17 protein-coding genes are annotated in these 16,153 nt (G+C 46.3%); 4 read left to right on the plus strand and 13 right to left on the minus strand.

What is annotated here, in order from left to right:
* Positions 1–119: 119 nt before the first annotated feature.
* From secF to H9J30_RS00885, 6 genes are all read right to left on the minus strand, one after another.
* Positions 120–1,067 carry a protein translocase subunit SecF gene (gene secF / locus H9J30_RS00860; protein ID WP_240129292.1) on the minus strand — a complete coding sequence of 316 codons (948 nt, stop codon included), beginning with the start codon at positions 1,065–1,067 and terminating at the stop codon, positions 120–122.
* A 12-nt stretch (positions 1,068–1,079) separates the two neighbouring features.
* On the minus strand, positions 1,080–2,930 hold the full coding sequence (gene secD / locus H9J30_RS00865) for a protein translocase subunit SecD (protein WP_240129293.1): 1,851 nt from the start codon (positions 2,928–2,930) through the stop codon (positions 1,080–1,082).
* A gap of 17 nt (positions 2,931–2,947) precedes the next feature.
* The gene (gene yajC, locus H9J30_RS00870; protein WP_011073008.1) at positions 2,948–3,280 is read right to left on the minus strand and encodes a preprotein translocase subunit YajC; all 333 of its coding nucleotides are present in this window, start codon (positions 3,278–3,280) and stop codon (positions 2,948–2,950) included.
* 26 nt (positions 3,281–3,306) lie between these two features.
* Positions 3,307–4,431: a tRNA guanosine(34) transglycosylase Tgt gene (gene tgt, locus H9J30_RS00875; protein ID WP_011622165.1), complete on the minus strand. Its 1,125-nt coding sequence runs from the start codon at positions 4,429–4,431 to the stop codon at positions 3,307–3,309.
* A 161-nt stretch (positions 4,432–4,592) separates the two neighbouring features.
* On the minus strand, positions 4,593–5,630 hold the full coding sequence (gene queA, locus H9J30_RS00880) for a tRNA preQ1(34) S-adenosylmethionine ribosyltransferase-isomerase QueA (protein WP_240129294.1): 1,038 nt from the start codon (positions 5,628–5,630) through the stop codon (positions 4,593–4,595).
* A 64-nt stretch (positions 5,631–5,694) separates the two neighbouring features.
* Positions 5,695–5,904: a hypothetical protein gene (locus tag H9J30_RS00885; RefSeq protein WP_240129295.1), complete on the minus strand. Its 210-nt coding sequence runs from the start codon at positions 5,902–5,904 to the stop codon at positions 5,695–5,697.
* A 184-nt stretch (positions 5,905–6,088) separates the two neighbouring features.
* On the opposite strand from H9J30_RS00885, the gene H9J30_RS00890 reads away from it, so the two are divergent.
* From H9J30_RS00890 to H9J30_RS00900, 3 genes are all read left to right on the plus strand, one after another.
* The gene (locus H9J30_RS00890) at positions 6,089–6,703 is read left to right on the plus strand and encodes an acyl carrier protein phosphodiesterase (RefSeq protein WP_240129296.1); all 615 of its coding nucleotides are present in this window, start codon (positions 6,089–6,091) and stop codon (positions 6,701–6,703) included.
* Between the two features lie 97 nt (positions 6,704–6,800).
* Entirely contained in the window at positions 6,801–7,355 is a 555-nt protein-coding gene (locus H9J30_RS00895) for a protein disulfide oxidoreductase (protein WP_427915888.1), read from the plus strand.
* Between the two features lie 79 nt (positions 7,356–7,434).
* Positions 7,435–8,106 carry an RluA family pseudouridine synthase gene (locus H9J30_RS00900; RefSeq protein WP_240129298.1) on the plus strand — a complete coding sequence of 224 codons (672 nt, stop codon included), beginning with the start codon at positions 7,435–7,437 and terminating at the stop codon, positions 8,104–8,106.
* A gap of 102 nt (positions 8,107–8,208) precedes the next feature.
* Here H9J30_RS00900 and H9J30_RS00905 read toward each other — a convergent pair whose 3' ends face one another.
* A complete protein-coding gene (locus tag H9J30_RS00905) occupies positions 8,209–8,643 on the minus strand; it encodes a hypothetical protein (RefSeq protein ID WP_011073015.1) in 435 nt (144 codons plus the stop codon).
* Positions 8,644–8,973: 330 nt separating this feature from the next.
* On the opposite strand from H9J30_RS00905, the gene H9J30_RS00910 reads away from it, so the two are divergent.
* Positions 8,974–10,353, plus strand: a complete 1,380-nt coding sequence (locus H9J30_RS00910) for a Gfo/Idh/MocA family oxidoreductase (RefSeq protein ID WP_240129299.1) — start codon at positions 8,974–8,976, stop codon at positions 10,351–10,353.
* Positions 10,354–10,684: 331 nt separating this feature from the next.
* Here H9J30_RS00910 and H9J30_RS00915 read toward each other — a convergent pair whose 3' ends face one another.
* The 6 genes from H9J30_RS00915 to H9J30_RS00940 all read right to left on the minus strand — a co-directional run bounded on the left by H9J30_RS00915 (position 10,685) and on the right by H9J30_RS00940 (position 16,145).
* Positions 10,685–11,209: a CIA30 family protein gene (locus H9J30_RS00915; protein WP_240129300.1), complete on the minus strand. Its 525-nt coding sequence runs from the start codon at positions 11,207–11,209 to the stop codon at positions 10,685–10,687.
* A gap of 77 nt (positions 11,210–11,286) precedes the next feature.
* Entirely contained in the window at positions 11,287–12,513 is a 1,227-nt protein-coding gene (sstT, locus tag H9J30_RS00920; protein ID WP_240129301.1) for a serine/threonine transporter SstT, read from the minus strand.
* Positions 12,514–12,684: 171 nt separating this feature from the next.
* Entirely contained in the window at positions 12,685–13,584 is a 900-nt protein-coding gene (locus tag H9J30_RS00925) for a chemotaxis protein CheV (protein ID WP_240129302.1), read from the minus strand.
* A gap of 136 nt (positions 13,585–13,720) precedes the next feature.
* Entirely contained in the window at positions 13,721–14,191 is a 471-nt protein-coding gene (locus H9J30_RS00930; RefSeq protein ID WP_240129303.1) for a phosphatase domain-containing protein, read from the minus strand.
* Positions 14,192–14,257: 66 nt separating this feature from the next.
* Positions 14,258–15,541 (minus strand): DEAD/DEAH box helicase, encoded by a 1,284-nt coding sequence (locus H9J30_RS00935; protein ID WP_240130036.1) that lies wholly within the window; start codon positions 15,539–15,541, stop codon positions 14,258–14,260.
* A 37-nt stretch (positions 15,542–15,578) separates the two neighbouring features.
* The gene (locus H9J30_RS00940; RefSeq protein WP_240129304.1) at positions 15,579–16,145 is read right to left on the minus strand and encodes a methylated-DNA--[protein]-cysteine S-methyltransferase; all 567 of its coding nucleotides are present in this window, start codon (positions 16,143–16,145) and stop codon (positions 15,579–15,581) included.
* Positions 16,146–16,153: the final 8 nt, after the last annotated feature.

The following is a 16,153-nucleotide window of genomic DNA, read 5'->3' on the forward strand; positions in this document are numbered from 1 at the left end:
AATGTGAGTTTGCTAGCAGATAATAGCCCACCAAAAATTTAGGTGAAAAAAATGCCACTCAAAAAGTGGCATTTTCCTCAACTATATTACTACCTGAAACTCAGTACCATTAATAGAAATTATGGCATCATTGATGGTTGATCAGCGCCTTCTTTTTCTATCTCAACTGGCATCATATGCTCACGGCAAATGCCAAGTTTGATGGCAAGGTAACTCGCCACATAGATAGAAGAATAAGTACCGACGAAAATACCCAATAAGAGTGCTGTCGCAAAGCCATGAATCATTGTGCCGCCCTTAAGGAACAATGCGATCACTGTGACCAAAGTGGTACCCGTTGTGATAATGGTACGACTCATGGTTTGCGTAATAGAGACGTTAACCACTTCTTCTGGATCGCTCTTACGCATTTTAAGGAAGTTCTCACGGATACGGTCAAATACAACGATGGTATCGTTAAGTGAGTAACCTACAACGGTGAGCAAACCCGCCAATACCGTCAGATCAAACTCGAGTTGGAATACAGAGAATACCCCTAAGGTCACAATCACGTCGTGGGCCAATGCCGCCACCGAACCGAAGGCTAAACGCCATTCGAAACGGAATGAAACGTAGATCATGATACAAAGCAGGGCGACCAATACCGCTAAACCACCCTGTTCGGCCAATTCCTTACCCACTTGTGGGCCAACAAACTCAACCCGCTTTTGTTGCACACCAGCATCAAGCTGTTGTGAAGCTGTCATGACAGATTTAACTTGAGTATCGCTACTTACACCTTCTTTGACAGACAGGCGCACTAGCACATCGCGACTAGAACCGAAGTTTTGTACTATCGCGCCATCCAATTCCGGCGCTGAAAATTTAGTACGCAGTACGTTCAAATCGACGGGCTGAGTGAACTCCATCTCAACCACGGTACCGCCGGTAAAGTCTAAGCCCCAGTTGATACCCTTAGTCGCCAGAGAAACCAGCGAGCCCAATACTAAAATGGCCGACATAATACTGATGGGCAGCGCATGACGGAGGAAGTTAACCGTACGTTTTAAAGATAAAATTTCTAACATGATGGCTTCCCCTTAGATAGACAGCGTCTTCATGCGCTTACCGCCCCACATCGCGTTCACGATTGTGCGGGTACCCACGATTGCAGTAAACATGGATGTCGCAATACCGATCATCAGGGTCACCGCGAAGCCTTTGATCGCGCCCGTACCTACTGCGAACAGGATCAATGCTGTTATAAAGGTAGTAATATTAGCGTCGGCAATAGTCGAGAAGGCGTTACCGTAACCCTCGTGAATAGCCTGTTGCACGCTGCGACCAGCACGTAACTCTTCACGGATACGTTCGTAAATCAGCACGTTACCGTCAACCGCCATACCTACAGTTAACACCATCCCCGCAATACCCGGTAAGGTAAGGACTGCGCCAGGGATCATTGACATCACCCCAACCACCATTACAAGGTTTGCCGTTAATGCAAGGTTGGCAATCAAACCAAAGCCACGGTAGTAAACCAGCATGAAGATAAGTACGACTGCCATACCCCAGATCATGGCTTGCACACCGCTTTCGATGTTTTCCGCCCCAAGGCTTGGACCAATAGTACGTTCTTCTACAATCGATACTGGCGCGATCAAAGCACCCGCACGCAGCAATAATGCGAGGTTTTGTGCTTCACCATGGCTTAAACCTGTGATCACAAAGTTACGACCTAAACGCGCTTGGATGGTCGCTACCGAAATCACTTCTTCGATTTTCAGCATCTTAACGCTGCCATCAGCGTTGCGTTGACCGCTGTCTTTATATTCAATGAACAAGGTCGCCATCGGTTTACCGATATTGTCCTTGGTCACGTTAGAGAAAATGGTACCGCCTTTAGCATCGAGGTTAATGCTCACCTGAGGACGGCTATATTGGTCAAAACTAGGTTGTGCGCCAGTGATATGATCACCCGTTAGCATCACTTCCTTCTTGAGCACTACTTGACCGCCTTCACGGCGTTGATACACCTCAGAACCCGCAGGAACTCGACCCGCTTGCACCGCATTAGCGTCAGCTTTGTCATCGACCATATGGAATTCAATCGATGCCGTTGCACCTAGAATTTCTTTCGCACGGGCAGTGTCTTGAACACCAGGAAGCTCGACAATAATACGCTCAGCACCTTGACGTTGCACCACAGGCTCAGACACCCCTAACTCGTTAACACGGTTACGGATTGTGGTAATGTTTTGCTGCAGAGCTTCCTCTTTCACCTGCTTAAGATAGGCTTCGCTCATCACAGCTTGCAGGGCGAAATCTTCACCTTTGCTGACATCGGAGAACACCATATCGTTGCTGCGGGATTTTAAGAAACGTTCTGCACTGGCTACACTTTCTGCATCACGGAATTTGATTTCAATCCCTTGAGCATTAATGCGAATGCCTGCATAACGGATTTTTTCTTCACGTAATTGTGAACGGAAATCAGCCACTTTGGCCTCTTCCATTTTACGAATGGCTTCGCCCATATCCACTTCCATCAGGAAGTGCACACCACCACGAAGGTCAAGACCGAGTTTCATTGGGCTACCACCCATAGACTCGAGCCACTGCGGTGTCGCTGGAGCAAGGTTAAGTGCCACGGTAAATTTGTCACCTAGCGCTTCGGCAATCACTTCTTTTGCAAGTAATTGTTGATCCGCGCTTTGTACACGGACCAACAATTGGCCTTTTTCAAGCTCAGAGCGCTTTACCGCAATGCCCTTACTGGCTAACAGTTCGTTCACTCTGGCTTGGGTAGATGCTGTGACTTCAGCACCTCGAGTCGCCACTACTTGCACCGCATGATCTTCACCGAACAGGTTAGGTACGGCATAGAAACAACCTATGGCGATGACAAGCACCACCATAATGTTCTTCCACATTGGGTATTTATTTAACACGCCTGAGCCCTCTTGGCTTACAACGACTGGATAGAGCCCTTAGGCAATACAGCTGCAATGTAATCTTTTTTAATTGTAATTTGAGTTGTGTCGTTCAAGCTCAGTAACACGTAGTCATTGTCATCGCTGATCTTTGCAATCTTGCCTAAGATACCGCCACTGGTCAGGACTTCGTCACCTTTGCCGAGGGATGACATCAGATTTTTGTGCTCTTTAACGCGCTTTGATTGTGGACGGAAAATCATGAAATAGAAAATCAGGCCGAAAATCACCAGCATGAAAATCAATTCCATAGTGCCACCACCCTGTGGAGTGCCAGCAGCATTTGCATATGCATTTGAAATAAACATAGTTTTCTCTTCTTATTAGCAAAAAATCAATCGACTAACTCTGGTACTTCACGACCTTGACTGGTATAGAAGTCCTTCACAAAGGCGTCTAATGTACCTGTCTCAATCGCACCGCGCAAACCTTCCATTAACATTTGATAGTATCTCAAGTTGTGAATGGTGTTTAAACGCGCACCCAGAATCTCATTACAACGATCTAAGTGGTAAAGGTATGCCCGTGAATAGTTTTTACAGGTATAACAATCACACTTAGGATCAAGTGGTGAAGTGTCATCACGATGACGCGCATTGCGGATCTTAATTACACCTTCACTGGTAAACAGGTGACCGTTACGGGCGTTACGGGTTGGCATCACACAGTCAAACATGTCGATACCACGACGCACACCTTCAACTAAATCCTCTGGCTTACCGACCCCCATCAGATAGCGTGGCTTGTCCGCAGGAATTTGTGGGCAGACATGCTCAAGAATGCGATGCATATCTTCCTTAGGCTCACCTACGGCCAAACCGCCGACGGCATAACCGTCGAAACCAATTTCGACTAAGCCTTTTAAGCTTTCGTCGCGTAAATCTTCATAAACACTACCTTGGATAATCCCAAACAAAGAATTAGGGTTTTCCAGTCGGTCGAACTCATCGCGCGAGCGCTTAGCCCAACGCAGTGACATCTGCATTGATTTGCGCGCTTCATCTTCTGTCGCGGGATAGGGGGTACATTCGTCAAAAATCATCACCACATCACTGCCCAACGCATGTTGAATTTGCATTGATTTTTCAGGATCTAAGAAGATTTTTTCGCCATTGATTGGTGAGCGGAAATGCACACCTTCTTCGGTAATTTTACGAATGTCGCCCAAACTAAACACTTGGAAACCGCCCGAATCAGTCAGAATAGGACGCTGCCAGTTCATAAAGTCGTGCAAATCACCATGCTTACGCATGATTTCTTCGCCGGGACGCAACCATAAATGGAAGGTGTTACCGAGCAGAATATCTGCACCAGTTGCACGAACTTCTTCAGGCGTCATGCCTTTCACGGTACCGTAAGTACCTACAGGCATAAATGCGGGTGTTTCTACCGTACCGCGTTCAAAAATCAACCGACCACGGCGCGCACGGCCGTCGGTAGTGTCAAGTTCAAATTTCATATTTCACCTCGCCAGATAAACAGTCTGACTACATTTGTAATGGCAAGCGCCATTTTGATTAACAATAGAGATAGGGACAGATCTAAAAGGTTCAACCTTTGGCTGAAAAAAATATCCGCCCACACTCAATGTGGGCGGCTATTTTAAAACAAAATCTTGGTCTAGTGAGCTTTTTTCGTCACAAACATGGCATCGCCATAGCTAAAGAAGCGATATTTTTGCGTGATAGCATGTTGATACGCCGCCATAACATGTTCATAGCCAGCAAAGGCACTGACCAACATGATTAAGGTCGATTCAGGTAAGTGGAAGTTCGTCACCATGGCATCAACCACTTGGAACTGGTAACCGGGGTAAATAAAAATATCCGTATCACCACTAAAAGCGTTGAGTTGACCAGCACTCGCGCGGGCGGCACTTTCTAATGAACGCACTGATGTTGTGCCAACAGCCACCACACGATTACCTGCTGCTTTGGTTTTGGCAATTAAATCCACGACATCCTGTGGCACATTAGCCCACTCGGAATGCATTTTATGCTCAAGCACATTATCCACGCGCACTGGCTGGAAAGTCCCCGCGCCCACATGCAAAGTCACAAATGCAATATTTACGCCCTTTGCCTTTAATGCATCAAGCATTGCATCGTCAAAATGAAGGCCCGCCGTTGGCGCAGCCACCGCACCGGGATTTTGGTTATACACGGTTTGATAGCGCTCTTTATCAGCATCCTCATCGGGACGGTCGATATAAGGTGGCAGAGGCATATGCCCTACCGCCTCAAGCACTTCTAAAATGGTGAGTTCTGATAAGAGTTGAAGTTCAAATAAAGCATCGTGGCGCGCCATCATCTTCATCTCATAACCGCCATCGAGATGAATAATGCTATCCACCTTGGGGGATTTTGAGCTGCGCACATGCGCGAGAATACGTTTATCATCGAGCATACGCTCAACCAAAATCTCCAGTTTGCCACCACTGGCCTTTTGGCCGAATAAGCGCGCAGGGATCACGCGGGTATTGTTAAATACCATTAAGTCGCCGGGATTAATCATTCCGAGTAGATCGGTAAACTGTTTATCCGCGAGCGTCCCCGTGTTGCCATCTAAGGTTAACAGACGTGACGCATTACGCTGCGCCATAGGATAACGAGCGATAAGTTCGTCAGGAAGATCGAAGGAAAAGTCTGTTACGCGCATGCAATGGCCTCTAGATAGCTTAGAACGGCGGCTAGTCTATGGTTAGAGACCCATAAGATCAAGATTACTTATTCGCGATATCCATCTCTACCACAGTCTCTGGCTCATTGAGTGTATTTGAGGTCAATGCCTCATCCACATCATATTGGGCTCGAGTGCGGACAAAATGCTCCATGCTGAAGCTATGTTGTTCGTAAGGAATATCGACAAGGACTTTTTTACGTTTAGGGCGCTCGTCTTTACCGAGCATTTTGATGAACCAGTTCCACATCATCCATGATCCTTAACAGGTTAATTGATTAGCACATTTGCAGGCGCTAGCGTCAATATTTACCCAGCTATTAAAATACCAACTTAAGCGCTACCTAACAAAAGCCTTCTATTTTTGCCGATTTGCACTTTCCTCAGCGCGCCTGCCCATGATAACGTGAACTAACGCGATTAACCAAGCACGAAAAATGAACATTCTTACACACTTACATCTGGCTGAGATCAGTAAAACTCACCTTGGTGCCAATTTAGCAGGCAATTTTATCACTGCGCCTATAGAAAATGCTCCACGAGCACTACGCCAAGGCCTCTGGTTAAACCATGAAATCAATCAGCTCTGCGCGACCCATGAACTAACTCAAGAACTGATGGATCACTTTCCTAAACAGTTATATAGCATAGCAGCAGACTTGATGTTCGTCAGTTTCGATCATTATTTAGCCTTCTACTGGGAAGAATATCATCACCTTCCACTGCCAGAATTTAGCCAAAAAGCCTATGCTGAACTGGCTCAATATGCCGCAAAAGCCGATGAATATCATCCTCAGCCATACCTAAATATCATCGCCGATATGCGCCGTGAAGATTGGTTAAATCATTATGCTTGCGCCAAAGGCATCCAACAGGCATTAGCGCAAAGGGCAAAAGGTCACCCACAAAGTGCCTTATTTAACGGAGCGGATAAGATTTTAGCTAAAATGCAAATCGAAACGGAAACTGCATTTCGCACCTTTTACCCCCAACTGATGGCCTATACCCGTATTTGGAGTCGTAAAACCCCAAGTGAATACTTACCCGAGTAATTTAACCAAAGGATTAAGCTTCACTATACGAGCATTAAGCCTACGAGTTTGAGCGAACCAGTTTGCGATAATTCATAAAACCTAGGATAAAGTCACTGTGACACGTGTAACCCCAACGGCTACGTCATCTCAATCAAAGGGGTGGAGACAAACACTTCAAAGCCCTAGATTTTGGCTAAAGCAGCTTAGGGATCTGGCCATTATGGCGCTACTACTCTATGGGGTAAGCCTCTATTTACAACGGGATATGGTCACCGGAGAAGCCCCAACACTCAACGGTATCGCCATTGATGGCAGTCATCTTGCGCTAGATACCGCGCAAAGCAAGCCCACCTTAGTGTATTTCTGGGGGACTTGGTGTCCAGTATGCCGCGTAACTTCGCCTATGGTTGAGACCATCAACCAAGATCATCGAGTGATTTCAGTCGCCGTAGCTTCAGGCAGTGATAGCAGCATTCAAACCTATATGGACGATCATCAATATCGTTTTCCAGTGCTGAACGATGACAGTGGCGAGCAAAGTGCTAAGTGGGGTGCGATGGCATTTCCAGCTATCTATATTGTCGATACGCAAGGAGATATTCGTTATGTCACTTCGGGTGTCACATCCACTTGGGGAATGAAGTTCAGATTATGGTTAGCGCAGCTTTAATGCCAATGACATTGTTTGAGAATATACTGCTTAGTGACTGATATTTTGCTAGTATGGCCGCGCAAAAGATGAGGATACGATGCAGATATTTGATTACCACCCCCCTTCCGTCCCTTGGTTAGATCTTCGCTATCAAGATAGAGATGTGATCATTATTAATAAACCTTCGGGCTTATTGTCTAATCCTGGCAGGGCAGCACATACCTTCGATTGTGCCCTCACTCGGCTACAAAGCTTGTATCCCGAAACCATTCTGGTGCACAGACTCGACTGCGCCACCTCAGGTATTATGGTTTTTGCGCGCAATAAAAAAGCGGAATCCCACTTAAAAACCCAATTCCAAGATAGGCAAAACGAGAAGGTGTACATTGCAGAGGTCATGGGACTGGTCGAGCAGGATGCAGGTATTATTGATTTAGCCATTGCCCCCGATCCTGAGCATCCGCCCTATCAAAAGACTGAACCTGTAGGAACAGCTAACGCCAAAAGCGCACTTACTCATTACCGCGTGTTAGCAAGGCGAGCAAACAGCACCTTAATGGAATTAACCCCAGAAACCGGCCGTACCCACCAGCTTAGGGTGCATATGTTGGCCCTAGGGCATCCCATTTTGGGAGATGAATTTTACGGTGATGCCAAAGTGATTAAGGCAAGAGCGAGATTATGCCTGCACGCACAAAGCTTACGTTTTACCCATCCCTATTCGGGTAAAACTATGCACTTTTACAGTAAGCATCCATTCACTGAATAATCGGCGCCAAATACAAGAGGTCGCCCTAAGCGACCTCTACTTTAGGCAGACTGAGTATCTGTCCGCCTACCAACTGATTAGCTTGATGAACTTATATATTCATTAGGCTACACGCTGATTAAAATCGATATCTGCAATTAATTTATCAACCTGAAAATAACTGCCCTGCTCATTACAGAATTGCAGTTGCATGGAAGGCGTGATCATAAAATACTCACCGAAGAAATTACCGCCTACGTCTTCCACTTTTTGGCCCTGCGGCGTCTCGGTTAAATTCACTTCATCCAAACTATGGCAGCCATCGCTAAACCAAGTTTCTAAATAATACTTATCCGCTTCTTTGTAGAGTGTGATTTTGTCACCAAGCAGTGGACGTTCGTCTAACCAACGACCAATAATTTCACGATTTTGCATATCTGTCTCCCGCCAATGAAGGCGACGGCGTTTTTCAATCCCAGACATCCTGATATCCTTATGCAATACCCAATCACCTAAAGTGAACGTCAGTTGTGGTAGTACATTAAGCATAGAACCCATTTAACGCTTTACTCCCCGAGCACAAATTCCACCTAACCCCAAAAATGTAAATGATTAGTTAAGTATAGTTTGCTAAACATTTAAAAAATAAAAGATAATTTCGCTTGATTAATTAATCGGCAGTGTAGCTTAATTAGAAAATAAAAACGCGATCTTTATCACTATTTACCGATTGCTAAAGTAAAGCGAAATACTCTATTGAATTGTCGTTAAATTCATCACCCATGAATGAGATTGTTACATCTTTTATTGTCCACTCTCAGCGAGATTCTGATATAACAAGACGCGTTAGATCGCCCTACAAATAAACAACAATAAAGCAGGAAGCCTATGCACAATATTCATCGCCGCCATTTTCTTAAAGCCGCAGGCGCCGTCACTGCGGGCCTTGTTACGGCCAATATTGCCCTCAACGCTAACGCCAGCAGCGTTGCTCCCAAACCTCGTAGTGGAAAATCCGTCATCGGACTTATCGCCCCAAAAATGGAGGTCGTTCGAGTCGGATTTATCGGTGTGGGTGAGCGTGGATTTAGCCATGTCGAGCAATTTTGTCACTTAGAAGGCGTAGAACTTAAAGCCATTTGTGATACCCACCAAGCCGTTGTTGATAGAGCTGTGGAGCATATCGTTAAGCAAAAGCGCCCAAAACCTGCGGTCTATACAGGCAATGATCTTAGCTATCGTGAGCTTTTAAACCGTGATGATATTGATATTGTAATTATTTCCACTCCTTGGGAATGGCATGCTCCAATGGCAATCGACACCATGGAAAGTGGCAAACACGCCTTTGTTGAAGTGCCACTGGCCCTCACAGTCGAAGAATGCTGGCAAATTATCGATACCGCCGAGCGTACCCAGAAAAACTGTATGATGATGGAAAACGTCAACTACGGCCGTGAAGAACTCATGGTGCTTAACATGGTGCGCCAAGGGTTGTTTGGCGAATTACTCCATGGTGAAGCAGCTTATATCCATGAACTGCGTTGGCAAATGAAGGAAATTGACCATAAAACCGGTTCATGGCGTACTTATTGGCATACCAAGCGCAATGGTAACTTGTACCCCACCCACGGTTTGGGCCCTGTTTCGCAGTATATGAATATCAACCGTGGCGATAGATTCGATTATCTGACCTCCATGAGTTCGCCAGCCTTAGGCCGCGCTTTATACGCTAAGCGAGAATTTCCAGCCGATCATGAACGTAATCAGCTCAAATACATTAATGGCGATATGAGTACGAGTCTTATCAAAACCGTTAAGGGCCGAACCATTATGGTTCAGCACGATACCACCACCCCAAGACCTTACAGCCGCCATAATCTAATCCAAGGTACCAATGGTGTATTTGCAGGCTTCCCGAATCGCATTGCAGTCGAAAATGACGGTTTTGGAACGAGCTACCACAAATGGGACACGGACATGCAAAAGTGGTACGACAAATACGATCATCCATTGTGGCAACGCATTGGAAAAGAAGCTGAAATCAACGGCGGCCACGGCGGTATGGATTTTGTGATGCTTTGGCGAATGATCTATTGCCTACGTAACGGCGAGGCGCTCGATCAGGATGTCTATGATGGCGCCTCCTGGTCTGTGGTCAATATTTTAAGTGAGCAATCACTGAATAACCGCAGTAACTCAGTGAATTTCCCCGACTTTACCCGCGGTGCATGGGAACATGCTAAACCCCTAGGGATTGTCGGCGCCTAAATCACGTGAGGATGAGAGCTTATACCAATCACATTAAATATCTAATCAGTTCAGAGCCTCACAGGCATTTCAATCCAAGGCGCATTGACGCAGAAATGGTCATTCCCTTTTAAGTCAATGCAACACCGGAGTGTGATGCCTGTGAGGCACCCGAAGGGCGGGTTTCAACGCGCATTATACTGCGTTTAAGGCTTTCGACAGAGCACCACTATGCCTTCAAGCCTTCGCCTTGTCTAAAGCGCGTTGAACTCCCGCTGAATGAACAGATATTTAATACGATTGGTATTAGATTAAGGGGACAAGCCCTAGCTTATCCCCTTAATCTTTTGACTCAATAACAACCTATTGATTTAATTTTTAATGCAAAATCACCACCTTGCTGCGCACCAATCACCAGCCCTATGCTGGTTAATCGCCGAAGGTCAATCGCTGCACCCGCTATAGGTTTACCACGGCACTGGGGATGAAAGTTCGTAAATGGGATTTCGATTCGTTGCCAATGAATCGCACTCGCGCCACTCACCCCAAAGGTTTGATGGGTTGGCGCTGGCATAATTGCTTGATAGACAGTACTTTGTGGGGTATCAGCATCTTTTAGATTCACTTTGTATTGCTTGCTCCGGTCACTATCAAGTTCGAGATAAATCCCCGTAAACTCAGCTACATTGACGTGTTCAAACTCACAACGCACCGACGCAAACCCGCCTCCATTCGCAAGCGATACATGGCCACTAAAAATCCCATAACCTAAAGGGGAAATGGTGAGCTTACTGCGTGACAAACCACCCATTACGGTGTCATTAACACCATACCAAGACGTTGCCGCACTTAAGTCTTTAAAATCGAAAAGGATCATAACTACTCCCATAAAAAAAGCAGCCACCGAAGTGACTGCTCTTATGATACTTTCTTCTACACTAACAACAGCACACTTTATCCAAGTTTAGCTTTGTTTTCAGCGGCTTCACAAGCGGCAGCGGTAAAAATCACGTCCGTAGAGCTATTCAGGGCGGTTTCGGCAGCATCTTGAATCACACCGATAATAAAGCCTACCGCAACGACTTGCATGGCAACATCGTTAGAAATACCAAACAAACTACAGGCCAGCGGGATCAGCAGTAAGGAGCCGCCTGCAACGCCCGATGCACCACAGGCCGAAATTGCTGCCACTATGCTGAGCAGCAAAGCCGTTAACAAATCGACTTGAATGCCTAAAGTATGAGCCGCGGCTAACGTCAATACGGTAATAGTAATCGCCGCGCCGCCCATGTTGATAGTCGCCCCTAAAGGGATAGAAACAGCGTATGTATCTTCATGCAGCTTTAACTTTTCACACAATGCCATGTTGACCGGAATATTGGCCGCACTTGAACGAGTAAAAAATGCTGTCATGCCACTTTCACGCAGACAACGAATCACAAGTGGATAAGGATTACGTTTAATTTTCACATAAACAATCAATGGGTTAACAATTAAAGCAATGATAGCCATCGCACCGAGTAATACGGCTAATAACTGCGCGTAGCCCGCAATTGCAGCAAAACCTGTTTCGGCAAAGGTGGCAGCAACTAGGCCAAAAATACCAATTGGTGCTAAACGAATAATAAAATGTACCATTTGCGAAATACCATGGCTGACATCCGCAAACACTTGTTTGGTTGAGTCGCTCGAATGATGTAGAGCCAAACCAAGACCCACACCCCAAGCCAAAATACCAATATAGTTACCCGTCATTAGCGCGTTAACTGGGTTATCAACCAGTTTGAACAACAGGGTACTGATCACCTCACTAATCCCTTGCGGTGGACTGGTGCCTTCAACACCTGCGGCCAACACGAGAGTCGTCGGAAACATCATACTTAAAATGACCGCAGTTAATGCAGCAGCGAAGGTACCCAATAAGTACAGCACCACGATCGGGCGCATATTGGTTTGAGAATTTTTCTTTTGATTGGCGATAGAGGACGCCACGAGAATAAAAACTAAAATTGGCGCGATAGCTTTTAATGCACCAACGAATAAACTGCCTAAAAACGCGACTTGCTTGGCCCATTCATGTGAAAAACTGGCTAAAGCAACACCAGCGATAATCCCCACGAGAATTTGCAGTACCAAACTGCCATTAGCCAACTTGGCTAAAAAAGATGATTCCTGTTTCATTATTTAACCTATCGTTATTATATTTTGGCTGAGTTTCCCCATCCCACACCTTCAAAATTGAGGCCAATTAGGTTTTTATAGGATGTGACTTAACTTGTCTAGCTTTGCAGGGAAATAAGCTGATTAAATTACCCAGCCCATGCAAAACCCTTACAAAAATCCAACAAGGAACTAATTTGCTCGCTTAGCCGCCAACTCGGCGCCCCGTAACATGGCTTCCACCAGCTCATGGGCATCAAACTTAGTCAATGCCTCATTTGCCCCCACTTGATGGGCTTGGCTGACACTGATCTCACTCGACAACGAGGTATGCAGAATAATATAAGCGTTGGCCAGCTGTGGATTATCACGGACTTCAAATGCCAGCTCATAACCATCAAGCCCTGGCATTTCAATATCGCTGACAAGAATATCAATCGGATGGTGCTCGGCCGCGGCCTGCTCCATAATTGAGAGCGCCTCTTTACCGTCTGGAGTAACAAAATAAGGAATATTAATGCTATCGAGCGCATCGGAGAGCTGCTTGCGGGCCACCTTAGAATCATCGACCAAGAGAATCCGCATAGGTTTTAATTTCTCCCGCTGCACATCCGTTAAAATAGCGCGATTAGCCTCGGGGGCATCAGGGAACACCTTAGACAGCAACAGCTCAACATCAAGCAACTGCACTAACTGATTATCGTAGCGCGTCACCCCGGTTAAAAAGGCATTTTTGCCTAAATTTGCCGATGGCGCCTCAATGTCGCGCCAATTGCACTCGATAATCTTATCAATGGCGCGCACTAAAAATCCGATAATCATCCGCTGACAATCAGTAATGATAATATAGCAATGCTGACGTTCTTCATCACTGATAGGCCGATAACCAATCGCGGCAGCCATATCTACCACAGGAATGGTATGGCCGCGAATGGTTGCTGCACCAAGGATGGTGGGATGGGATTGAGGAATTTTACTCAGCGGCGTGTAGGGCACTAACTCACGAATTTTAAGTGTGCCTAAGGCAAACACCTGATGTTGTGATAACCTAAAAAGGAGTAAACCTTGTGACTGATTTGCCTTACTTTTCATAATAAAACGCAGAACTCACTCAAATTCAACTGCCCATATCTTAACCTTAGCATGACTTAAAAGTGATGACTAAGGTCAAATGTGATGAAATCAGTCATTTCCTTAACCCTTCACGGCATTCATTGCCAATATGGGACTAATCCTGCAAAGCATAGAGCACGTCGAAGGCAAACTGATCCCACCCCTCAGCGCTAAAAGCAATGTCGCGAATACTGCGAACTTGGCTTACAGCATGCAAAGGCGCAGCGCCATTGACCATAAGATAGTAGGCCATGATAAGCCCTGTGCGATCTTTGCCAGAACGACAATGAACTAACACGGGTAAATTATCAGCCTCACATTGTTGAATAAAAGCGAGTGCCCTCGGTAATTGGGCGACACAAATGGCGATATCCCCATCCTGAGGCGGCACATTACGGGAAAAGGGAATACATTCATAACGCAATCCATGATGCTGAAAACTGCTAGGCTCACAGCCCTCTCCGCCATTAACAGACAACACAGCGCGGATCCCCGCCGCCTTGAGTTCGGCTAAATCCCAAGGGTCCTTATTCGGACCACTTCGACCTGCAATTTTACCTTCAACTAACCAAAATAAATGCTGCATACTGCCCCTACAAAACCAATTCGAAGGAACGTGAAGATACGCTAAACATAACTCACGCCTAAAGAATTAAGACTTTTTACCCCAAAATTCAACATTCGCTGCGGGTAACTGCTTACGTTTTTTCTTGCCAGTGCCTTCAGGCTTGGCCTGAGGTTTTTCCTGCGCTAACACTTCAAGCGGTATTTCGGCATTGGCTTCAAATCCGGGGATTTGTTCACGTACAAGTTTGATTTTGTTTTTCTTTTCAATCACGCCAAAGTGATGATATTCCTCATGGGAAATCAAGGTCACCGCCAACCCCGCCTCTCCCGCGCGGCCGCTACGACCTATACGATGCATATAGTCGGCTGGACTTCTTGGCAAATCGAAGTTAATCACGACGGGGAGTTTATCAATATCAATACCACGGGCTGCGATATCGGTCGCAATCAAAACACTGATTTCGCCACTTTTAAAGCCATCGAGTACCCGAGTTCGCGCGCCTTGCGCCTTATCGCCATGGAAGACTTCGGCACTGATCCCACGCTTAGATAACTTCTGTGCGAGGTGATTACAGGTGTTTTTAGCGCTAACAAAGATAAGCGCCTGCGACCACTGATGCTGTTTAATCAAGTGGGCCAACAACGCCGTTTTTTGTTCACGGTTCACGGTTATCACACGCTGCTCAATGGTACTTTCTTGCTCACTTTGCAGATGATATTCAAGCGGTTGATGGAGTAATTGGGTTGTCAGTGCACGCACTTCTTCCGGGAAGGTCGCCGAAAACAATAAGGTTTGTTTCTTAGCGGGAAGCGCCTCAAGCACTTGCTTAAGTTCATCGGTAAAGCCAAGGCTTAACATACGATCCGCTTCATCCAACACTAAGGTCGAAACGCGATTGAGCTTAAGCGCATTACTGGCTAATAAATCCAGTAAACGCCCAGGCGTTGCAACCAGAACATCCGCGCCAGCGCGTAGGCTTTGCATTTGCAGATTGACAGACACACCACCAAAAGCGGCGACAATCTTAAGTTGGCCATTGAAGTGGGATGCATAGGATAAAAAGCTATCGGCAACTTGCTGTGCCAATTCGCGTGTAGGTACCAGCACCAAACAACGTACAACACCGGCCGACTTATCAGCACTTTTTGCTTCACTCAAACGCTGCAATAAGGGCAATGCAAAAGCAGCGGTTTTTCCGGAACCGGTATTCGCCCCCGCTAACACGTCTTGCCCACTGAGCACGGCTGGAATGGTGGCCGCTTGTATCGGAGTGGGAGAAACATAACCTAGCTCAGAGAGTCGGTTACATAACGGTGCAATAATGCCAAGTTCGGCAAAGCTGGCTACGGAGGAAGAAGCTTGGGTCATAAAAAAGTACATGGCTCATCAATAACAAATATGACGGCTATTCTAACGTAAAATGCGCGCCCTTGCTTGTCGATTCCAGCATTAACAGTTGCTGTTTCATATCAAGTCCATAGGCATAACCGGTTAATTGGCCATTTTTACCGATAATACGATGACAGGGCACAATAACCGCGATGGGATTAGCGCCATTGGCCGCGCCCACAGCACGAACGGCTTTGGGTCTTGCGATACGCTCGGCAATATCGGCATAGCTGCAACATTGCCCATAGTCTACTGCAATAAGTGCCTGCCAAACCTGACGCTGAAACTCGGTACCCTTAGGCGCCAAACTCAAGTTGAACTGGGTTAAGTCACCACTAAAATATTGCGATAGCTGGGCTTTAGCTTGCTCAATATGCTCATTCGCCCGCGCGTATTCCGCTTCGCTGGTATGCCGCAGAAGGATCTCCGTACGACTCGAACCCATCACAGTTACGTGGCTTAATCCGTAAGCATTGGCATTAAGTTGTAACTCGCCCACTGGCGTTACGAGTGTCGCCATAGCACAAGGTTGGTAATCCTTGGCCGTTGGTGCACTCAACAATTGAGATAACATCGTACTCATCGTAAATC

Source organism: Shewanella cutis (assembly GCF_022410515.1).
GTDB classification, from domain to species: domain Bacteria; phylum Pseudomonadota; class Gammaproteobacteria; order Enterobacterales; family Shewanellaceae; genus Shewanella; species Shewanella cutis.